Source organism: Actinoplanes oryzae, from assembly GCF_030757795.1.
Taxonomy (GTDB): domain Bacteria; phylum Actinomycetota; class Actinomycetes; order Mycobacteriales; family Micromonosporaceae; genus Actinoplanes.
This window is the reverse complement of record NZ_JAUQWH010000182.1, coordinates 1-17524: the sequence shown is the minus strand read 5'-3', so window position 1 is coordinate 17524 and position 17524 is coordinate 1. Positions and strand designations below refer to the sequence as shown.

Below are 17524 nucleotides of genomic sequence, written 5' to 3'. Positions count from 1 at the left end.
GCCACGAGCCGGCGCAGGCGGGTGTGCTCGGGCGGGTCCATGCCGAGGATCGAGCCCACGGTGGCCTGACCGAGGCCCGTGTCGGGCAGGTTCAGCTCGGGGTTGCTCGCCTCGGCGCGGCTGAAGCGCGGGTCCACCAGGACCGTGCGCACGTCCTGATAGCGGGTGACGACCCAGCCCGTCCGGCCGTCGGCCGTCCGGAACGGCGCGACCGGCTCGGAGCTCTGCAGCGCGCTCAGCGTCCGCGACGGATGGAAGATCGACTCGGCCGGCGGGAAGGGAAAGGTCAGCGACTCGGGCATCGGAACCACCTCCGCCGGTCAAGCTATCGAAAATTACCGATCAATGGACGGCATGCTGTCCACATTGCTGGTTCCCGGAGGTGTCTACCGGGCGTAGCGTCGCCCTCACCATGAGCGCCCAGATAGCCCTCTCCATCTTCGACAGCGCCGGCAACCCGCACTACAGCGGCGGCGGGCCGGTCGTCGTCCACGAGGTCGCCAGGCAGCTGGCCCGGGACTACGACGTGGTCGTCTACACCGCCGCCTATCGCGGCAGCCGCTCCGGCGTGCGCGACGGCGTCCGCTACGTGCACCTGCCCGTCGGCTGGGCCGGGCCCCGCGGCGGCCAGCTCCTCTTCCAGCTCCTGCTGCCCTTCGTGGCCCTGCGCAGCCGGCCCGCGGCATGGATCGAGACGCTCTCCCCGCCCGTCTCGGCCAGCCTGCTGCCGGTCCTGTTCCGCCGTCCGGTCGTGGCGCTGGTGCAGCTGCTCACCGGCGCCGACATGGCCCGCCGCTACCGGCTGCCGTTCCCGCTCGTGGAGCGCCGCCTCCTGCGGCTCTACCGGCACTTCGTCGCCCTCAACGACGCGGACGCGCGCACGATCCGCCGGTACGCCCCGGGGGCCACCTGCCACGTCATCCCCAACGGCGTGCACCGGCCGGTGCTGGAACGCGCTGACATCGGTTCCGGGACGTTCCTGTTGTTCCTGGGCCGCATCGACGTGGAGCAGAAGGGCCTCGACCTGCTGCTGGCCGCGGTGCGCCGCGAGCCGCCCGGGTTGCCGCTGGTGATCGCCGGGTCCGGGCAGCCGGCCGAGGAGCGCAAGCTGCGCCGGCTGCTCGGGGCCCCCGGATCGGACGTCGTCCTGGCCGGCCGGGTGAGCGGCGCGGAGAAGGAGCGGCTGATCCGCTCGTGCGCGGTCGTGGTCGTGCCGTCGCGGGTGGAGTCCTTCAGCCTCAGCGCCCTGGAGGCGATGGCGCACGGCAAGCCGGTGGTGCACTTCGACCTGCCGCAGCTGCGCTGGATCGGCGACGACTGCGCGGTCCGGGTGCCGGCTTTCGACGTCGGCGGGCTCGGCCGGGCGCTCGGCGAGCTGGCCGCCGACCCAAGCCGGCGGGCCGCCCTGGGCCGGTGCGGCCGCGAGCGCAGCCGTGCGCACGACTGGACCGTCCTCGGGAACCGCTACCGGGCGGTGCTGAAGGCGGTCCTCGAGTAGTAGACCTCCGGGACGGCCGGGATGACACCGTCCGGGAAGAGGCCGTCCACCTGGGTGCGGTAACCCCGGATCAGCTGCGCCTTGCGGGCCGTCTGCCGGGTCCAGGAAACCGGTTCCAGGTTGTTCCGGGAGATGAAGTCGCGGTCGGGCGGATGCGTGCGGTCGTAGGGGAAGTCGGAGTAGTGCACGAGGTGCCCGGGCAGGCGCATGGCAGCCGCGCGGGCGAGGAGATGATCGACGTGCCGGCCGACACCGAGCGGGCACAGGACCACACCGCCGTCCGCCGGCAGGGCCGCCACGATGTCGTCGACGAGCGGGCGGTCGCCCCGCGCCACCCGGCCCCGGGCGATGTCGTAGCGGTAGGTGGGGTAGCGGTGCGTGAGCTCGGGGAGGACCAGGCGGGACCGGCGCCGGCGGAACAGCGCGTCGGGAAATCCCAGGTGGACGACGCGGCAGCCGAGTCCGGACAGCACCTCACGGTCCTCGCGCCGCCGCTCGGCGTACAGGGCCTGGGCGTCGTTCCCCGCCAGGAAACGCCGGGCCGCGAGAGTGTGCGGCGGAGGGCCGGCGGTGGTGAAGACCGTCGCCACGGTCACCGGGCAGCGCGGCGCGGCGGCGGTCAGGAAGGCGCCGCAGGACAGCACCGCGTCGTCGAGGTGGGGCGAGACGACCAGCACCGGCGTGCCGGCTTCGAGGAATCTGTTCATCCGCGGGGCACTCCGTCGGAACATCGAGCGACGACAATGTCGGCATGGAAGCTGTGCTGTTGGTGGGCGGGCAGGGGACACGGCTGCGGCCGCTGACCGAGACCACGCCGAAACCGATGCTGCCGCTGGCCGGGATCCCGTTCGTCACCCACCAGCTCGTGCGGGCCCGCGAGGCCGGCGCCGGGCACGTGGTGCTGGCCACCTCGTACAAGGCGCAGATGTTCCGCGACCACTTCGGCGACGGCGAGCGGCTGGGGCTCGCCCTCACGTACGCCGTGGAGGACGAGCCGCTGGGCACCGGGGGAGCCGTGCGCAACGCCGCGAACCACCTGCGGGGCGCCGGGCCGGTGGTGATCCTCAATGGCGACGTGCTGGGCGGACTGGACCTGGGTGCGCTGCTCGACCGGCACCGGCGGTACGACGCCGATGTCACGCTGCACCTGCGCCGCGTGCCCGACCCGGCGGCGTACGGGGTGGTCACCACCGGCCCGGACGGCGCCGTGCGGGCGTTCGAGGAGAAGACCGAACGGCCGCCCACCGACCAGGTCAACGCGGGCACGTACGTCTTCTCGCGCGCCGCCCTCGACGAGATCCCCGCGGGGCGGGTGGTCAGCCTGGAGCGGGAGACGTTCCCGGCGCTGATCGGCGCGGGGCGGCGGGTGCAGAGCCTGCACGACGAGGCGTACTGGCTCGACATCGGGACCCCGGCGGCGTACGTGCGGGGCAACTGCGACCTGGTGACCGGGCTGGCGCCGTCCGCCGCCCTGCACGGCGGCCCGGCCGAGTGCCTGGTGCTGGACCAGGCCGAGGTGGGCGAGGGGGCGGCCCTGAGCGGGGGCACGGTGGTGGGCCGGCGCGCGCGGGTCGGGCCGGGCGCGCGGGTGCACCGCAGCGTGCTCTTCGACGACGCCCGCGTCGGCGCCGGTGCCCGGCTCAGCGGCGTGGTGGTGGGCCGCGGCGCCGTGGTCGGCCCGGGGGCGGTCCTGACGGACGTCATGCTGGGCGACGGGGCCGGCGCAGCAGCCAGGTGACGGCCGCGGCCAGCGACGGCACGGTCGCCGTGGCCGCAGGGTCCGGGGCCGGGGCGAGCCGCACCGTGGTGCAGCCCGCCGCCGTCCCGGCCGCCACGTCCGAGCCGCTGTCACCGACCATCACGCTGCGGCGCAGGTCCACACCGGGATGCTCCAGCGCGACCCGGTGCAGCAGGCCGGGCAGCGGCTTGCGGCAGTCGCACGCGCCGATCTCGTGCACGCACGCATAGACGCCCTCCAGCTTCACGCCCGCGGCGCCGAGCACGTCCAGCATCCGGGCGTGCACGGCGTCGAGGTCCCGTTCCGTCATGACGCCGCGGGCCACCCCGCGCTGATTGGTCACCACGAAGACCGGGATGCCGGCCGTACGCAGCTGCCGCACCGCCGCGGCCACGCCGGGCAGCAGCGTGAACCGCGCGGGTGTGGTGATGTACTCGCCCTCGGGCGCCTTGACGTTGAGGGTGCCGTCGCGGTCGAGCAGGACGGCGGACCAGCGCGTCACGGCCGCGGGTGGACGGCGGACTCGACGATCTCGCAGATGGTGTGCCCGACCGCCATGTGACACTCCTGCACCCGGGCGGTGTCGGTCGACGGCGCCCGGAACGTGAAGTCGGCGAGGCCCGCCAGCTCGCCGCCGTCCGCGCCGGTGAAGGCCACCGTGGTGATGCCCATCCCGGCGGCCTGCCGCACCGCCTGCACGACGTTGCCCGAGTTGCCGCTGGTGGACAACCCCACGAGCACGTCGCCGGGGCGGCCCAGCCCGGCCAGCTGCCGGGCGAAGGTCTGGTCGTAGCTGTAATCGTTGCCGATCGCGGTCATCGCCGCCGTGTTGCTGGCTAGGCAGTAGGACGAGAGCGACGGGCGGTCGTACCGGAAGCGGCCCAGCAGCTCGGCGGACAGGTGCTCGGCGTCGGTCGAGGAGCCGCCGTTGCCGCAGAAGAAGACGGTGCGCCCGTTGCTCACGCAGCCGACCACCGCGGTGGTGATCTCGTCGAGCAGGTCCATCAGGTCGTCGTCCTTGGTGACCCGGTGCTTGGTGTCGGCGCTCTCGTCGATGCGGTCGCGCAGGACTGAGGTGTAGGTCATCGCGGGCTCCAGGTGCTCAGGCCGGTGGGGCAGAACGTGATCTCGTCCACGGTCATGTCCAGGGCGGTCAGGGCGGCGGCCACCTGGCGCTTACGGTCGAACTCGCAGTAGAGCAGCATGAAGCCGCCCCCGCCGGCCCCGGTGATCTTGCCGCCGAGGGCGCCCGCCGCGCGCGCCGCCGCGTACGCCTCGTCGATGTAGGCCGTGCTGATCCGCGGGCTGATCCGCTTCTTCTGCTGCCACGCCTCGTCGAGCAGCGCCCCGAAGTCGCGGAGCCTGTTCTGCAGCAGGGCGTGCTTCATGGCGGTCGCGAGCTGCTTCTGCGCCCGCAGCCCCTCGACGGTGTCCCGCTCCGCACCGGCGAGCCGGGCCGACTGGTCGGCGATGATGTTGTCCGAGGCGCGGGTGCGGCCGGTGAAGCAGAGCAGCAGGTTGTGCTCCAGCTCCGCGACGGTGTCCTCGCTGATGCGCAGCGGGTTGACGACGACGTGGTCGCCGCCGAGGAACTCGATGTAGTTGAAGCCGCCGAAGGCCGCCGCGTAGTGGTCCTGCTGGCCGCCGCGGATGCCCAGGTCGTGCCGTTCGAGGCGGTGGGCGGTGCGGGCCACCTGGTAGGCGTCCATCCGCAGGCCGTACCGGTCCCGCAGCAGGCCGACGAGGGCGACCATGACCGCCGAGGAGGAGCCGAGCCCCGAGCCGGGCGGCGCGGAGCTGTGCATGCGCAGGTCGTAGCCGTCGCGCTCCCCGCCGGCCAGCTCGCCGAGGTGACAGGCGGCCGCCTTGGCGAGGTCGAGCTCGCCGTCGAGGGTCAGGCGCTCGTCGACGCCGAAGCTCAGCGACACGCCGAGGTCGTCCGAGGCGACGTGGATCGCGCCGCCGGGACGCGGGGTGAGGCTGCCGTACGCGTACCGGGCGATCGTGGCCGAGAGCACGGCACCGCCCTCGGTCTCGGGGAAGGGCGCGACGTCGGTGCCGCCGCCGGCGAAGCTGATCCGCAGCGGGGCCTTCGCCCGCAGGGTGAGGGCCCGGGTGTCGGCGCCGACGGGGGCGTGTTCCGGGGCGGGCCGGGGATCGGTGGTGAGCAAGCTGGGCACGGGACTCCCTAGGAGTTCAGGCGGCGGAAGATTTCCACGTGCCGGGCGGTGGCGGCCTCGACCGACATCTCCCGGGCGCGGGCGAGGCCGGCCCGGGCCAGCCGGTCCAGCAGTGCGTCGTCGGTGGCGAGCCGCTTGAGCGCGTCGCGCAGGGCCTCGGCGTCGCCCGGCGGCACGAGCAGCCCGCTGGGGCCGGCCACTTCGCGGACGCCGGGGAGGTCGCTGGCCACCGGCACGCAGCCGGCCGCCATGCCCTCGCCCAGCACCAGCCCGTACGCCTCGGCGGTGGTCAGGCTCGGCAGCACGATGACGTCGTGGGTGCTGTAGGCCGCCCACAGCTCGGCGTCGCTGACCCGGCCCCGGAGCGTCACCCCGGGCAACCCGGCCGCGCGGGCCTCCAGCCGCGCCCGCTCGGGGCCGTCGCCGATCAGCGTCGCGGTGACCCCGGGCAGGTCGTCCACGGCGTCGATCAGGACCTGGCCCCCCTTGTACGGCCGCAGCTGCCCGACGAACAGCACCCGCAGCACGCCCTCGGGGCGAGCGGGGCGCGGCAGCACCCGGCGGGTCTCGACGCCCCACCGCACGATCTCGACGGGCGGGCCGGACCGGGTCACCATCCGGTCCCGGTAGGACTCCGAGCTGACCAGGATCACGTCGGCCAGCCGGGCGATCCGGCGGTGCAGCCGGTTGTAGAGCGCGCACGCGCGGCCCCAGCCCGGGATCGCCAGGTCGCTGTGGTGGGTGTAGACCACGTGCGGGCGCCGGCGCATCGTGGCGGCCAGCAGCAGGAACGCGTCGCTCATGGTGGGCACCGGGCCGTGCACGTTGACCACGTCGTAGCCCGCGAGCCGGCGGCGGAAGGCCGGCCAGCGCAGCGCGAAGCCGGAGAACCGGAACTCGCGCCGCACGATGCGCGGGAAGTCGGCCCGGCTCACCACGTCGACGTGGTGCCCGGCGGCGGTGAGGCTGCGGCTCAGGTTGCCCATGGACGTGGCGATGCCGCTGACGACCGGCGCCACCTCGGAGGTGAAGACGAGCACGCGCAGCGGACCGTCCGGTGTGGATCGCCGCGGGGGGTCGTCGCGGCGCAGCTGGCGGACGTGACGCAGGAAGCGGCGGCCCTCGGCGAGACCCGATTTGGAGGCGCCCTGGGCCCGCCGCCCGAACGTGTACTCGACCTCGTCGAGGGCGTGCCACCGGCCGCGGACCAGGATCTCCAGCAGGATCTTGTAGCCGAGCGGGCGCAGCGGCACGCCGTCGACCACCTCGCGCCGCACCGCGAAGAAGCCGCCGAGCGGGTCGGTGGAGACGCGGGTGCGCGGCAGGACGGCGTGGGCCAGCCGGCGGCAGCCGCGGGACACCAGCTGCCGGTAGCGGCCGTGCAGCCCGGCGGCGGAGCCCCGGCCGCGGTAGCGGGTGCCGACGGCGATGTCGGCGTGCCCGGTCAGCAGCGCGTCCACCAGGCCGGGGACGGCCTCGGGCGGGTGCTGCAGGTCGGCGTCCATCACCACGAGCAGGCCGGCGGTGGTCGCGGCGAAGCCGGCGAGGACCGCTCCGCCCAGGCCGCCCTCGCGGTGGCCGGGCGGGCGGTGCACGTAGGAGATCCGGGGGTCGCTCGCGGCCAGCTCGGCCAGCCGCTGGGGGGTCTCGTCGTCGGAGTCGTCGACGAACACCAGTTCCCAGCTCCGCCCGGTGAGCGCGGAGCCGATCGTCCGGGACAGCGGTCCGACGCTGCCCGCCTCGTGACGGGTGGGCACAATGACGGCGATCCGCTCGGAGCCCGGCGGTGCGCCGGCTGATTCCGGGCGAATTCCGGGCCCCGGTCGCGGCACGGTCTGATACACGACAGTTCCTCACGTCAGCAATGGATCTTGTTGGACTCGCATTGACGTACGTGACTACCTATGGCGGCGTGGAAATGTTTTGGCTCCGGGTCCGGGCGGTGGATCGGACCGCCCGGACGACCAATGTGGACGACGCGGCTGTCGTCGGGAAGTCATGCTAGGGGCTGCGCCCGGTGAGTGAAAGCGCACGTCCGAGGGGTCGCCCGATCGAGGATGCCCGATATGCCGCCCCTGCGGGGCGAATCGGTACCTTTGTCGGCGCCCCGGATGTCCACTATGGCGGGTTGTTCAGCACCAGAATTGGATCAACCGTTCGGACCGTTTATACCGGCTCCGCCGCGCCGCACATTTCCGTTCTGCGAACACGGTGAACCCGCCCAGAACGCGATGTGTCGGCGCTGTTTCGATTCGCTTTCGCGTCATGTCCGCGAAGCGCCCGGGAAATTGATCAACCGGAAATGGCGCGCAGGGCGCCGAGCATCCGGGCCGCCGTCACGTCCCATGTGTTCTTCTTCACCTGCCGGTGCCCGGCGGCGATCAGACCGGCCCGGGCGGCGGGCTCGCGGACCCGCAGGATCGCCTCCGCCCACGCCCGCGGCGCGTCCGGCGGCACCAGCACGGCGGCGTCCCCGGCGATCTCCCGGAACACCGGGATGTCGCTGGCCACCACGGGCACGCCCGCCGCCATCGCCTCGAGCAGCGGCAGCCCCAGACCTTCGATCAGCGACGGGTAGCCGAAGGCGGCGGCGCCCGCGTACAGGCTGTGCAGCTCCTCCTCGCTGACCCGGGGCAGGTGCCGGATCCGGTGCGCCACGCCGAGGTCGGCGGCCAGGGCGGGCACGGGGTCGGGGAACCGCGGGTCGACCGTGCCGACCAGCACCAGGTGATGGTCCTCCGGCAGGTGCGCCAGGGCCCGGACCAGCGCGGCGACGTTCTTGTGCGGGCGCCGGGCGCCGACCTGCAGCACGTACGTCTCCGGCAGGGCCTGCCCCGCGATGCCGGCCACGGGCCGGGCCCCCCGCGCGAAGTCCTCCGCCACGCCGCCGGGCACCACCTGCCAGTCCGGCACCCGGACGCGATAGATGCGCTCGATGTCGCGCGCCGACGCGACGCTGCGGGTCAGGACCCGGTTGGTGCGCACCATCACCGCGGTGTGCAGCATGTAGAGCAGCCGGGTGCGCCGGTCGGGCGCGAAGCGGGCGTCGGCCTCCATGATGCAGTCGTGCACGAAGGTGCACTTGCGGCCGCCCCCGGCCACCGGGCCACCCAGGCTGTAGGGCGACATCGTCACCGTGGCCCCGGCCCGGCGCAGGACCCCCGGCCAGCGCACCCACTGCAGCGGCGAGGTCAGCGGCAGGTCGAAGTGCGCCCGCCGGTAGCCCAGCCCCTCGATCAGGCCGTCGATGTCGAAGCGCCGCGACTGCTGCCCCGGCCGCACGAAGACGGTGACGTCGAACTCGCGCGTGCCGCCCAGCTCGCGCAGCAGCATCTCGGCGAAGCGCCCGATGCCGTGATAGTCGTCGGACAGCACCCGGCCGTCCACGGCGAGATGCTCACGCTTCGATGCGGTCATGTCGGTCAGCTCCTCAACCGGTAAGCTGGCTCCTGCGACAGCGGAATGGATCGCCCCGCCTTTTGTACCAGTGACCGGGCAGGGTTTCCCTGGCGCGGCGCGGCCGTCGACGGTTCTCCCCACCGCTCGAAGGGTCCACCCCATGATGAATCTCACCGGCCGGCGCAGCGCGGCCGGCGGTGGCGTCGTGCTGATCCTGCGTTTCGGGCTCGGCGCGGTGCTCAACTACGGCTTCGGCGTCGCCCTGGCCTGGCTGCTCACCCCGGCGGAGTTCGGGGCGGTCAGCGTGCTGCAGAACGTGCAGTTCCTCTGTGCCATGGTGCTGTCGGCGGGCTTCCCGTGGGTGCTGGCCGCGACGATCGCTAAGGAACCCGACCACCGCGTCGTCGCCGCGACCTACCGGGCGGCCTTCCTCGGCAACATCGTCCTCGGCGCGGGGCTGGCCGCTGCCTTCGCCGCCGCCCAGCTGTCCCTGACCGTGGTGCCCGCGGCCTCGGCGGTCACCGTCGCCTGTGTCACCGCGATGATCGCCGTGCTCGGGCTGACCAGCGCCCTGGGCGGGGGACTGCAGGGCGAGCGGCGCTTCGACGGCTACGGCGTCATGCAGATCTCCGAGATCGCCGTCAAGGTGGCCGTGTCGGTGCTGGTCGTCGGCGTGCTGGGCCTCGGGGTCGGCGGCGTGGCGGTCAGCTTTCTGACAGGCGCGGTGCTGTCCGCGCTGATCGGCGTGCGGGCGCTCGCCGACCGGCTCCCCGGCCGGGGCCCGGTGGCCTGGCGCCGCACGGGCGCCCGGGCGGTCTCCGTGGGGCTGGCCAGCTCGGCCTTCGGCGCCGTGCTCGCGGTCGACGTCATCGCGCTCAGCGTGCTGGGGCAGGGTCACGGCGTCACGGCGGCCGACGTCGCGCTCTACCAGGCGGCCATGGTGCTGGCCCGCGCGCCCTTCTTCGTCGGCGACGCGCTGAGCAACGCGGTCTTCCCGTTCATCGCGGGCGCGCGCGGGCGCGACGAGGTCGACGGGTGGTTCCGGGCGGCGTTCCGCTGGCTGCCGCTGGCGCTGCTGCCGGTGCAGATCGTGCTGATCGTGGCGCCCGGGCCGGTGCTGGGCGCGCTGTTCCCCCCGCACTATGCCCAGGCGGCCGGGGTGCTGCGCTGGCTGACGGTCGGGACCGTCGGGCTGATCGCGATGGACGTGCTGCTCAAGACCCTGAACGCCCGGGAGGTGGGCGCCGTGGCCCGGTGGGTGCCCGTGGCGCTGGCGGCCGAGGTGCTCGCGCTCGTCGTCCTCGTGCCGCGGTGGGGAGTCACCGGGGCGGCTGTCGCCTTCGTCGCCGGCACGTGGGCGGGCGCCGCGGCCCTGGCGCGGATCTACCTGCGCGAGTACCGCCCGCAGTGGTTCGACCGGCGGACCGTCCTGCGCTACCTGCTGGCCCTGGTGCCGCTCGGAGGACTGCTGGCGGTCGCCGATGCGGCGTCGCCGCTGCTCGCGCTCGCCGCGATCGGGGCCGGCCTGGTGCTCTACGCGGTGGCGGTGGTGCGGTTGCGCCTGCTGCGCGACGACGACATCGTCCGGGTCCGGAGGCTCCTGCGGCGGCACCGGGTGGTGCGGCCGTGACCGCCCGCCGGGTCGCCCCGCTGGCCGCGGGCTGCGGTGCCGTGGCGGCCTTCTTCCTGCTGTGGAACCTCGACCGCAGCCCCGACACCCAGTACGACGAGGTGGTCTACAGCCGGGCGGATCAGGCCGTCGCCCAGGACTGGTCGCTGACCTGGACGAACCGGCCGCTGTTCGTGCACCCGCCGCTGTCCTTCCTCGCCCAGGCGGCGTGGCTGCGGGTGCGGGGCAGCCACGACCGGCCGCTCATCGACGTCATCACCGACACGCGGTTGCTGGCCGCGCTCGTCACGGTGGTCAACGTGGTGCTGATCGCGTTGCTGACCTACCGGCTCGCCCGCGCGGCGGGAGCGCGTACCCGGATGGTGCTGACCGGGGTGACCGCCCTGCTCGCCGCGACCGACCCGGTGCTGCTGCGCTTCGGCCGGATGGCGATGATCGAGCCGTTCGCCCTGCTCGCGTGTCTGGTCACCCTGCACCTGGCGATGACGTTGCACGCGCGCCGGTCGCGCTGGTTCGTGCCCGCGGTGGGCCTGGCCGGCGGGCTGACCCTGCTGACCAACGAGGTGGGCGTGTTCATGCTGCTCACCCCGCTGGTGTACGCCCTGCTGAGCCGTGACCTCGCGTTCGCGCGCCGCTGCGTGGCCGCCCTCGCCGCCGCCCTGGCCCTGTGGTCGGTCTTCGTCGTGTGGGCCGTGCAGCTCGGCCTGCTCGGCAGCTTCGCCGAGGCCAAGTTCGTCACGTTGCAACGGCTGCTCGGCGCGGTGCAGATCACCGGCTGGAACCGGCCCGGGGTGTCCTTCCTGGACGGATTGGCCGGGCAGCTGGGCCAGTACGCGGCCTCCTACGTCGTCCTCGCCCTCGGCGCGCTGGCCACGCTGTGGCTGCTGCTGCACCGCAACGACGACGCGTTCCGCTGGGTGTTCGCGTGGCTGATCACCAGTTACGCCTTCGGCGCGTGGACCGTGCTGCTCGGCACCCTCAACGAGCAGTTCTTCGTGTACGTGATCCCGGCCGCGCTGGTCGGCACGGTGCTCGTCGCGTTTTCGGCGCTGCGCGTCCGGCGCTGGCGTGCCGGTGTCGCCTGGGCGCTGCTCGCCCTCGTGCTGATCCCCGCCGGGGCGAGCTGGCTGCGCTTCTCCGCCACCCGCAACGACGGGCTGGCCCGGCTCACGGACTACGTCGCGGCGCACGTGCCACCGTGTGCGGCCTTGAACGCCACCGGGGACGCGGATCGTTTCGAGCTGCTGTTCCCCGGGCGGCCGATCACCACGTACGCCACGGGGCCGGGGGCGCTCGCGCACGGGGTCACCCTCTTCGTCCTCAGCGACAAGGACGCGGGGATGCGGTTCGGCACCTCGAGCCCGCAGCTGAACGCGTGGGTGCGGGCGCACGGGGTCCGGCTGGCCGAATACCCCAGCGCCACGTACCGGGGGCTGTCGCTGTGGCAGGTCACCCCGGAAGCCCACGACCCGGTGGCCGGGGTGGAGCGGATGCCCGGCGGCGACTTCGTGGTGACGACGGGGTCCCGGTGCGGCGGGCACGCGGTGACCGGTGCTCTCGCCGACAGGTGGACGGCGCTGGGCGGCAAGGGGATGACAGGGCCGCCCCTGACGGCGAGGTTCTCCGCCGGCGCCGGCAACCGGCAGGTGTTCAGCGGGGTGGTGCTGACCGACGGCCCGGCGGCCGCTGCGCCGCTCGTCGCCGCGCTCGCCGGGCGCGCTCCGGAGGCGTACCGGGCAGCGGGGTTGCCACCGCTGACCGCGACGGGCGCGGCCCTGGGCGACCCGGCCATCGCCGCGGCCGCGCGCGGGGGTCTGCTGGGATCCCCGCTCGGGCCGCCCGCCACCATGCCCGGCGGGGTCGTGCGGCAGGCCTTCGCCGGGGGAGTGCTGGAGCACGCGGCCGGGTCGGACCAGGTGCGGCTGAGCCCGATCGGCCCGCTGCTGCTCGACGCCGGCCTGGTGACGCCGCCGGCGCCGGCCCGGCAGCCCGAGGTCCCGCCGCCGCTGCCGGTCGAGACGGAGCCCGCCCAGCCGACCAGCGTCGAGCCGTTCGTGTGGACGCTTGCCGCGGCTGTCCTGCTGCACCTGCTCATCTCCCTGCTCGTGCGGCGTCGGCTCGCGCCGGGCTCCGCGCCGGTGTCCGCGTCTGCGGGACCGGTCGCGCGGCGTGCCGTGGTCATCCGCCTGGGTGCCCTGGGCGTGATGCTGGTTCTGGCGCTCGCCGCGCGGGCCGTGCTGCATGAGGAGCCGTCCCCGCTGCCTGCGCTGCCGCATGCCGCGACGGTGCTGCCCGGGGTGGTGCGCACCGGCCAGCCCGCGGAGGCGGACCTGGTCCGGCTCCACGAGGACTACGGCGTCCGCGCCATGATCGCCGTCGACGGCCGGGACGACTCCACGCTGTCGGGCGCGGAGGAAGGGGCGGCCGCGGAGAGCGCCGGCATCCGCTTTCTCGGGCTGCGCACCGGCGACTCCGGGGTCCTCTCCGCCGCTCAGGTGACAGCGATCGCCGAGGTGCTCCGGGACTCGCCTGGTGTCGTCCTCCTGCACGACCGCACCGGCGACGGGCCGGTGCATCTGCTGGCCGCCGCCGTACGGATCCTCGAGCGCACCCCGGCCGGCGAGGTGCTGGCCTCGACCCCGGCACTGTCGCCGGCTCAGCGGACCGCGCTCACCCAACTGGCGGCGGCGGTCGCCGGGGCCCGGGACGCGGCCAATCCCTACGGGAGCCTGGTGTACCGGTGACGCGACTCCTGCCGATCATCGTGGTGCTGGCAGTCGCCACGGCCTGTGCCCGGCACACCAGCCGCGTCCCGGAGGACATGGTCTTCGGCACGCTCGGCTCCCTCGCGTCGTCCGCGGCGGCGGAGAGCGCGGCCGGCGTGCACGGGGCGACCGTGGAGCTCGAGTGGAGTGCGTACGAGCCGGCCCCGGGCGCCTTCTCGGCGGCGTACGCGGCGACGATCCGGGAGCGGATGCGGGCGTTCCAGGCGGCGGGGCAGCAGCTGACCCTGGCGCTGGGCGTGCACCACAGCCCCGCGTGGGTCCGGGAACTGCCCGGCGCGATCGCGGCCGACCAGTACGGCACCCGGCTGCCCGGCATCGACATGGTGTTCAGCCGCGCGGTCCGGGACGCGGCCGCCGCGTACTTCGCCCGGGTGGGCGCCGACCTCGGGCTGCACAACTTCGCGTACGTGCGGCTGACCTCGGGCGGCAACGCGGAGATGCTCTACAACACGCGGGGCTCGTATGCCGCCTTCAGTGCCGCGGCGCAGCGCGAGAGCCCCCTGCCCGGCTGGCGGCCCGGCGGCCGGGAGGCGTCCCGCGCGCAGGTGCGGGCGTGGGCGGACTGGTACGTGGGTGCGCTGGCCGGCGTCACCCGCTGGCAGATCGCCCGCTTCGACGCGTTCGGCTTCACCGGCGTCTACCAGGCGATCACTCCCGGATCGGGCGTGCGCCCCGACGCGTACGCCGACGCTGTCGCCTCCTTCCTGCCGGACGGCCTGCTCGGCATCGGCGGGGCGTGGCACCGGTACTACGCGGCGCTCGCGGGCACCCCGCGCCTGATGGTCTACGTCTCGTCGGTGGGGGACGGCTCCGGCTCCGACGACAGCTGCACGCCCGCGGACCGGCAGGTGCCGATCGACAGCCCGGCCGCCGGCCCCTGGTCCGCCACGCGCTGGCTGAGCCGCCTCGCCGACGAGTACGGCTTCCGCAAGGGCGGCGAGAACCCCGGCTACGGCGACACGTCCGCGGCCGCCTATGCCGACCAATCGGACGGCGGCCTGCTGGCTTCGGCGGTCCGGCAGGCCGTCGACTGCCACTTCGACGTGTTCAACTTCGCCCACGCCGAGCAGTTGGTCCGGGGCCCGCTGACCCTGGACGCCTACGCCGCCCGCATCCGCTGGGCCCGTGACCGCCGATCAGGCTGACCGGCGCCGCCGAGTGCGCCGGGGGCTCGTCGGGAGGGTGGGAAGGTGACATCATGCGGCGGTGCCGATCACTCGCCGTGCCGCCCTCCTGACCGGTTTGTCCGCCGTCGCCGCGTCGGCGGGGTGTGCGTCGCCCGCCTGGGTGTCACCGGCGGGTGACCCGGCGTGGGTGGAGGGCGCCGGGGCTCCGGTCCCAGGGGCGTCGCCCGCCCGTCCGGTGCCCGGGGAGGTGGCCGAGGCGCTCGCTGCGCCCTACGCGGCCGAGGTGCGGCGCGTGCTGAGCAGATATCTCAAGGCCACACCCGACAATCCCGAGCATCCCGGGTACGCCGGAGCGGTCGCCCTCGTGCAGGTCGACGGCAAGGTGACAATGCACGCCGCCGTGGGGCACGCGCTGCGCTACCGGGCCGGGCCCGTGGAGCTGCCGGCCGCCCAGCGGGTCGCCATGCGTACCGGATCGATCTTCGACCTCGCCTCGCTGACCAAGGTCTACACCGCGCTGCTCGTGCTGCAGCTCGTGGACCGGGGCAAGGTGCAGCTGGCGGCACCCGTACGGCAGTACCTGCCGGACTTCACGGGTGCGGGCAAGGGCACCGTCACCGTCGCCCAGCTGCTCGCGCACACGTCGGCGCTGCCCGTCGGCGCCAAGGTCACCGGCCTGAGCGGCAACGCGGCACGCTGGCGGGCGGTCATGGCCACGCCGCTGGTCCAGGGCGGCGTGCCGGGGACTACCTTCCGATACTCCAGCGTGGGGCTGATGGTGCTCGGCCGGCTCGTGGAGAAGCTGACCGGCAAGAGCCTCGACCGGGCCGTACGCGACAACCTCACCACCCCGATGGGCCTGACCGACACCGGCTTCCTGCCGCTCACGTGGGTCAAGGACAAGGGGCGCCTGGTCGCCACGGACGCCCGGACGTCGCGCGGGCTGCTGCGCGGCACGGTGCACGACGACGTGGCGAACCATCTGGGCGGCGTGGCCGGGCACGCGGGCATCTTCGGGACGGCGAAGGAGGTGGCCGCCATCGGTCAGCTGATGCTCGACGGGGGGACGTACAACGGGCGGCGGTTGCTCTCCTCCGCCGTGCTCAAGCAGGCGCTCACCAACGTCAACCGGGGCAAGAAGGCGATCGACGCCGACCGCCCGAACCGCTCGGCGGACCACGGTCTCGGCGTCGAGCTCGACCAGCCGTGGTTCATGGGCAAGCTGGCGTCGGCGACCAGTTTCGGGCACACCGGCTTCACGGGCACCAGCCTGCTCGTGGTGCCCGCCAGGAGGATGGTGGTCGTGCTGCTGACCAACCGCGCCCACCCGAACTGGAGCTGGTCGAACCCGGACCCCCACCGCGTCGCCGTCCACAACGCCATCGCCGGGCTATAGCCGCGGGAAGCGGTCGCCTCGACGGGGGCGGCGCGGTCCGGGTGGGTCTTCCGCCGAAGATCGGGAGCGGCCATACTCGCGTGAGTGATGGTCGTCGATCTTTGCCGGAAGGGCGGCCCGGGCATGGGCGATGTGGAGCGGTTCGGGTACAAGCAGGAGCTGAGCCGGTCGCTGAGCTTCGGCGACCTGCTGACGTACGGGCTCATCTTCATGGTGCCGATCGCGCCGTTCGGGATCTTCGGCAGCGTGTTCAGCGGTTCGGGCGGGATGGTGGCGCTCGCCTACGCGGTGGGCATGGTGGCGATGATGTTCACCGCCCTCTCGTACGCCCAGATGGTCAAGGCCTTCCCGATGGCCGGCTCGGTCTACAGCTACGCGGGCCGCGGCATCGCGCCACCGGTCGGCTTCCTCGCGGGCTGGGTGATCCTGCTCGACTACGTGCTCGTCCCGGGTCTGCTCTATCTCGTGGCGGGCGTGGCGATGCACTCGCTCGTCAGCGGCATTCCGGTGTGGCTGTGGCTGGTGGCCTTCGTGGCGCTCAACACGGTCGTCAACTATTTCGGCATCGAGATGACCGCCCGGGTCACCAAGGTGATGCTGGTCGCCGAGCTGATCGTGCTCGTGGTCTTTCTCGTGGTGGCCGTCTTCGCGGTCGACGACTGGTCCTGGAAGCCGTTGTTCGACGGGGACCGGTTCGAGTGGTCCGTGGTGTTCGGGGCGGTGTCGATCGCGGTGCTGTCGTTCCTGGGCTTCGACGGAATCTCCATGCTCGCCGAGGAGAGCCGCGAGGAGGCCCGGACGATCGGCCGGGCGATGGTGGCGGCGCTGCTGCTGGCCGGGACGTTGTTCATCGTGCAGACCTGGGTGGCCGCCCTGCTGGTGCCCGATCCGGAGGGGCTCCTCGCCAACGGCGACGCGGAGGGCACCGCCTTCTACGACGCCGCGCGCGTGGCCGGCGGCGGCTGGCTCGCGACCTTGACCGCGCTCGCCACGGCGGTCGCCTGGGGTTTCGCCAACTCGCTCGTGGCGCAGGCGGCGACCAGCCGGCTCCTCTACGCGATGGCCCGCGACCGGCAGATGCCGCGCTTCCTGAGCCGCATCAACGAACGTCATCGGGTGCCCGCGAACGCCACGCTCGTGGTCGCCGCCCTCTCCCTGGCTCTCGGGCTTTACATGGCCTCCCGCGACGACGGCATCTCGCTGCTGTCCACGCTCGTCAACTTCGGCGCCATGACCGCATTTCTCGCCCTGCACGTCGCCGTGGTGGTGCACTATGTCGTACGGAACGGCAGCCGCGACTGGTGGCGGCATCTCGTCGTGCCGGTGCTCGGTTTCGCCATTCTGCTCTTCGTCGTCATCAATGCCGACATCGCCGCGCAGCTGCTCGGATTCGCGTGGCTCGCCGTGGGCATCATCGTGCTGATCAGCCTGTACGCCACCGGCCGGCGCCCCGCGCTGTCCGGCCTGCATGAGGGGACCGACGCGTGACCGACATCGTCAGCTACCGGCCGGCACCGGACGAGCTGTCCTACACCTTCGGCGGCCGCGAGCCCGTGCTGGAGGTCACGCCCGGGACCGTCGTCGAGCTGTACACCGAGGACTGCTTCGGCGGCCGGGTCCGGACCGTGGACGATCTGCCGTCGCGGGTGTGCGAGTTCCCGTACCTCAATCCGGTCTCGGGCCCGATCGCGGTGACCGGCGCCGAGCCCGGGGACACGCTCGCCGTGCACTTCGTGTCGATCACGCCGGCCCGCGACTGGGCGGTGTCGG

At 73.6% G+C, this 17524-nt stretch carries 14 protein-coding genes and 1 pseudogene; 8 read left to right on the top strand and 7 right to left on the bottom strand.

The genetic code is table 11. From position 1 onward, the window contains the following. Positions 1-302 (bottom strand): annotated as a pseudogene (locus tag RBH18_RS37155) (cytochrome P450); the annotation flags it as partial. A 110-nt stretch (positions 303-412) separates the two neighbouring features. Between RBH18_RS37155 and RBH18_RS37150 the strand changes: the two are divergent. Continuing rightward, entirely contained in the window at positions 413-1498 is a 1086-nt protein-coding gene (locus RBH18_RS37150; protein ID WP_306215186.1) for a glycosyltransferase family 4 protein, read from the top strand. Here RBH18_RS37150 and RBH18_RS37145 read toward each other — a convergent pair. Then, the gene (locus tag RBH18_RS37145) at positions 1465-2205 is read right to left on the bottom strand and encodes a PIG-L deacetylase family protein (protein ID WP_306215185.1); all 741 of its coding nucleotides are present in this window, start codon (positions 2203-2205) and stop codon (positions 1465-1467) included. The two genes, RBH18_RS37150 and RBH18_RS37145, sit on opposite strands and share 34 nt — an antisense overlap. 44 nt (positions 2206-2249) lie before the next feature. Here RBH18_RS37145 and manB point away from each other — a divergent pair, with 44 nt between their 5' ends. Continuing rightward, entirely contained in the window at positions 2250-3236 is a 987-nt protein-coding gene (gene manB, locus RBH18_RS37140) for a mannose-1-phosphate guanylyltransferase (protein WP_306215184.1), read from the top strand. Here the strand turns inward: manB and RBH18_RS37135 are convergent. The 5 genes from RBH18_RS37135 to RBH18_RS37115 all read right to left on the bottom strand — a co-directional run bounded on the left by RBH18_RS37135 (position 3199) and on the right by RBH18_RS37115 (position 8833). Then, positions 3199-3738: a D-glycero-alpha-D-manno-heptose-1,7-bisphosphate 7-phosphatase gene (locus RBH18_RS37135; protein WP_306215183.1), complete on the bottom strand. Its 540-nt coding sequence runs from the start codon at positions 3736-3738 to the stop codon at positions 3199-3201. The genes manB and RBH18_RS37135 overlap by 38 nt on opposite strands. Continuing rightward, positions 3735-4322 (bottom strand): D-sedoheptulose-7-phosphate isomerase, encoded by a 588-nt coding sequence (locus RBH18_RS37130; protein ID WP_306215182.1) that lies wholly within the window; start codon positions 4320-4322, stop codon positions 3735-3737. Before RBH18_RS37130 ends, RBH18_RS37135 begins: the two co-directional genes overlap by 4 nt. Next, a complete protein-coding gene (locus RBH18_RS37125) occupies positions 4319-5416 on the bottom strand; it encodes a GHMP family kinase ATP-binding protein (protein WP_306215181.1) in 1098 nt (365 codons plus the stop codon). Before RBH18_RS37125 ends, RBH18_RS37130 begins: the two co-directional genes overlap by 4 nt. An 8-nt stretch (positions 5417-5424) precedes the next feature. Beyond that, entirely contained in the window at positions 5425-7173 is a 1749-nt protein-coding gene (locus RBH18_RS37120) for a glycosyltransferase (RefSeq protein WP_372339048.1), read from the bottom strand. Positions 7174-7708: 535 nt separating this feature from the next. Then, positions 7709-8833 (bottom strand): glycosyltransferase family 4 protein, encoded by a 1125-nt coding sequence (locus RBH18_RS37115; protein ID WP_306215180.1) that lies wholly within the window; start codon positions 8831-8833, stop codon positions 7709-7711. A 142-nt stretch (positions 8834-8975) separates the two neighbouring features. Here RBH18_RS37115 and RBH18_RS37110 point away from each other — a divergent pair, with 142 nt between their 5' ends. From RBH18_RS37110 to RBH18_RS37085, 6 genes are all read left to right on the top strand, one after another. After that, positions 8976-10445 carry a lipopolysaccharide biosynthesis protein gene (locus tag RBH18_RS37110; protein ID WP_306215179.1) on the top strand — a complete coding sequence of 490 codons (1470 nt, stop codon included), beginning with the start codon at positions 8976-8978 and terminating at the stop codon, positions 10443-10445. Further along, positions 10442-13189, top strand: a complete 2748-nt coding sequence (locus RBH18_RS37105) for a glycosyltransferase family 39 protein (RefSeq protein ID WP_306215178.1) — start codon at positions 10442-10444, stop codon at positions 13187-13189. Before RBH18_RS37110 ends, RBH18_RS37105 begins: the two co-directional genes overlap by 4 nt. Next, complete coding sequence (locus tag RBH18_RS37100) at positions 13186-14376, top strand: hypothetical protein (RefSeq protein WP_306215177.1); 1191 nt, start codon at positions 13186-13188, stop codon at positions 14374-14376. The genes RBH18_RS37105 and RBH18_RS37100 overlap by 4 nt, the downstream gene beginning before the upstream one ends. 61 nt (positions 14377-14437) lie before the next feature. After that, a complete protein-coding gene (locus tag RBH18_RS37095; protein ID WP_306215176.1) occupies positions 14438-15754 on the top strand; it encodes a serine hydrolase domain-containing protein in 1317 nt (438 codons plus the stop codon). A 123-nt stretch (positions 15755-15877) separates the two neighbouring features. Beyond that, on the top strand, positions 15878-17242 hold the full coding sequence (locus tag RBH18_RS37090) for an APC family permease (protein WP_306215187.1): 1365 nt from the start codon (positions 15878-15880) through the stop codon (positions 17240-17242). After that, the coding region (locus tag RBH18_RS37085; RefSeq protein ID WP_306215175.1) for an acetamidase/formamidase family protein at positions 17239-17524 on the top strand (286 nt) is incomplete at its 3' end. The genes RBH18_RS37090 and RBH18_RS37085, both read left to right, overlap by 4 nt.

What these genes read in the sequence shown, in the direction of transcription:
- RBH18_RS37150 (WP_306215186.1), top strand. Translation starts at nt 413, where the DNA reads ATGAGCGCCCAGATAGCCCTCTCCATCTTCGACAGCGCCGGCAACCCG.
- RBH18_RS37145 (WP_306215185.1), bottom strand. Translation starts at nt 2,205, where the DNA reads ATGAACAGATTCCTCGAAGCCGGCACGCCGGTGCTGGTCGTCTCGCCC.
- manB (WP_306215184.1), top strand. Translation starts at nt 2,250, where the DNA reads ATGGAAGCTGTGCTGTTGGTGGGCGGGCAGGGGACACGGCTGCGGCCG.
- RBH18_RS37130 (WP_306215182.1), bottom strand. Translation starts at nt 4,322, where the DNA reads ATGACCTACACCTCAGTCCTGCGCGACCGCATCGACGAGAGCGCCGAC.
- RBH18_RS37115 (WP_306215180.1), bottom strand. Translation starts at nt 8,833, where the DNA reads ATGACCGCATCGAAGCGTGAGCATCTCGCCGTGGACGGCCGGGTGCTG.
- RBH18_RS37110 (WP_306215179.1), top strand. Translation starts at nt 8,976, where the DNA reads ATGATGAATCTCACCGGCCGGCGCAGCGCGGCCGGCGGTGGCGTCGTG.
- RBH18_RS37090 (WP_306215187.1), top strand. Translation starts at nt 15,878, where the DNA reads ATGGGCGATGTGGAGCGGTTCGGGTACAAGCAGGAGCTGAGCCGGTCG.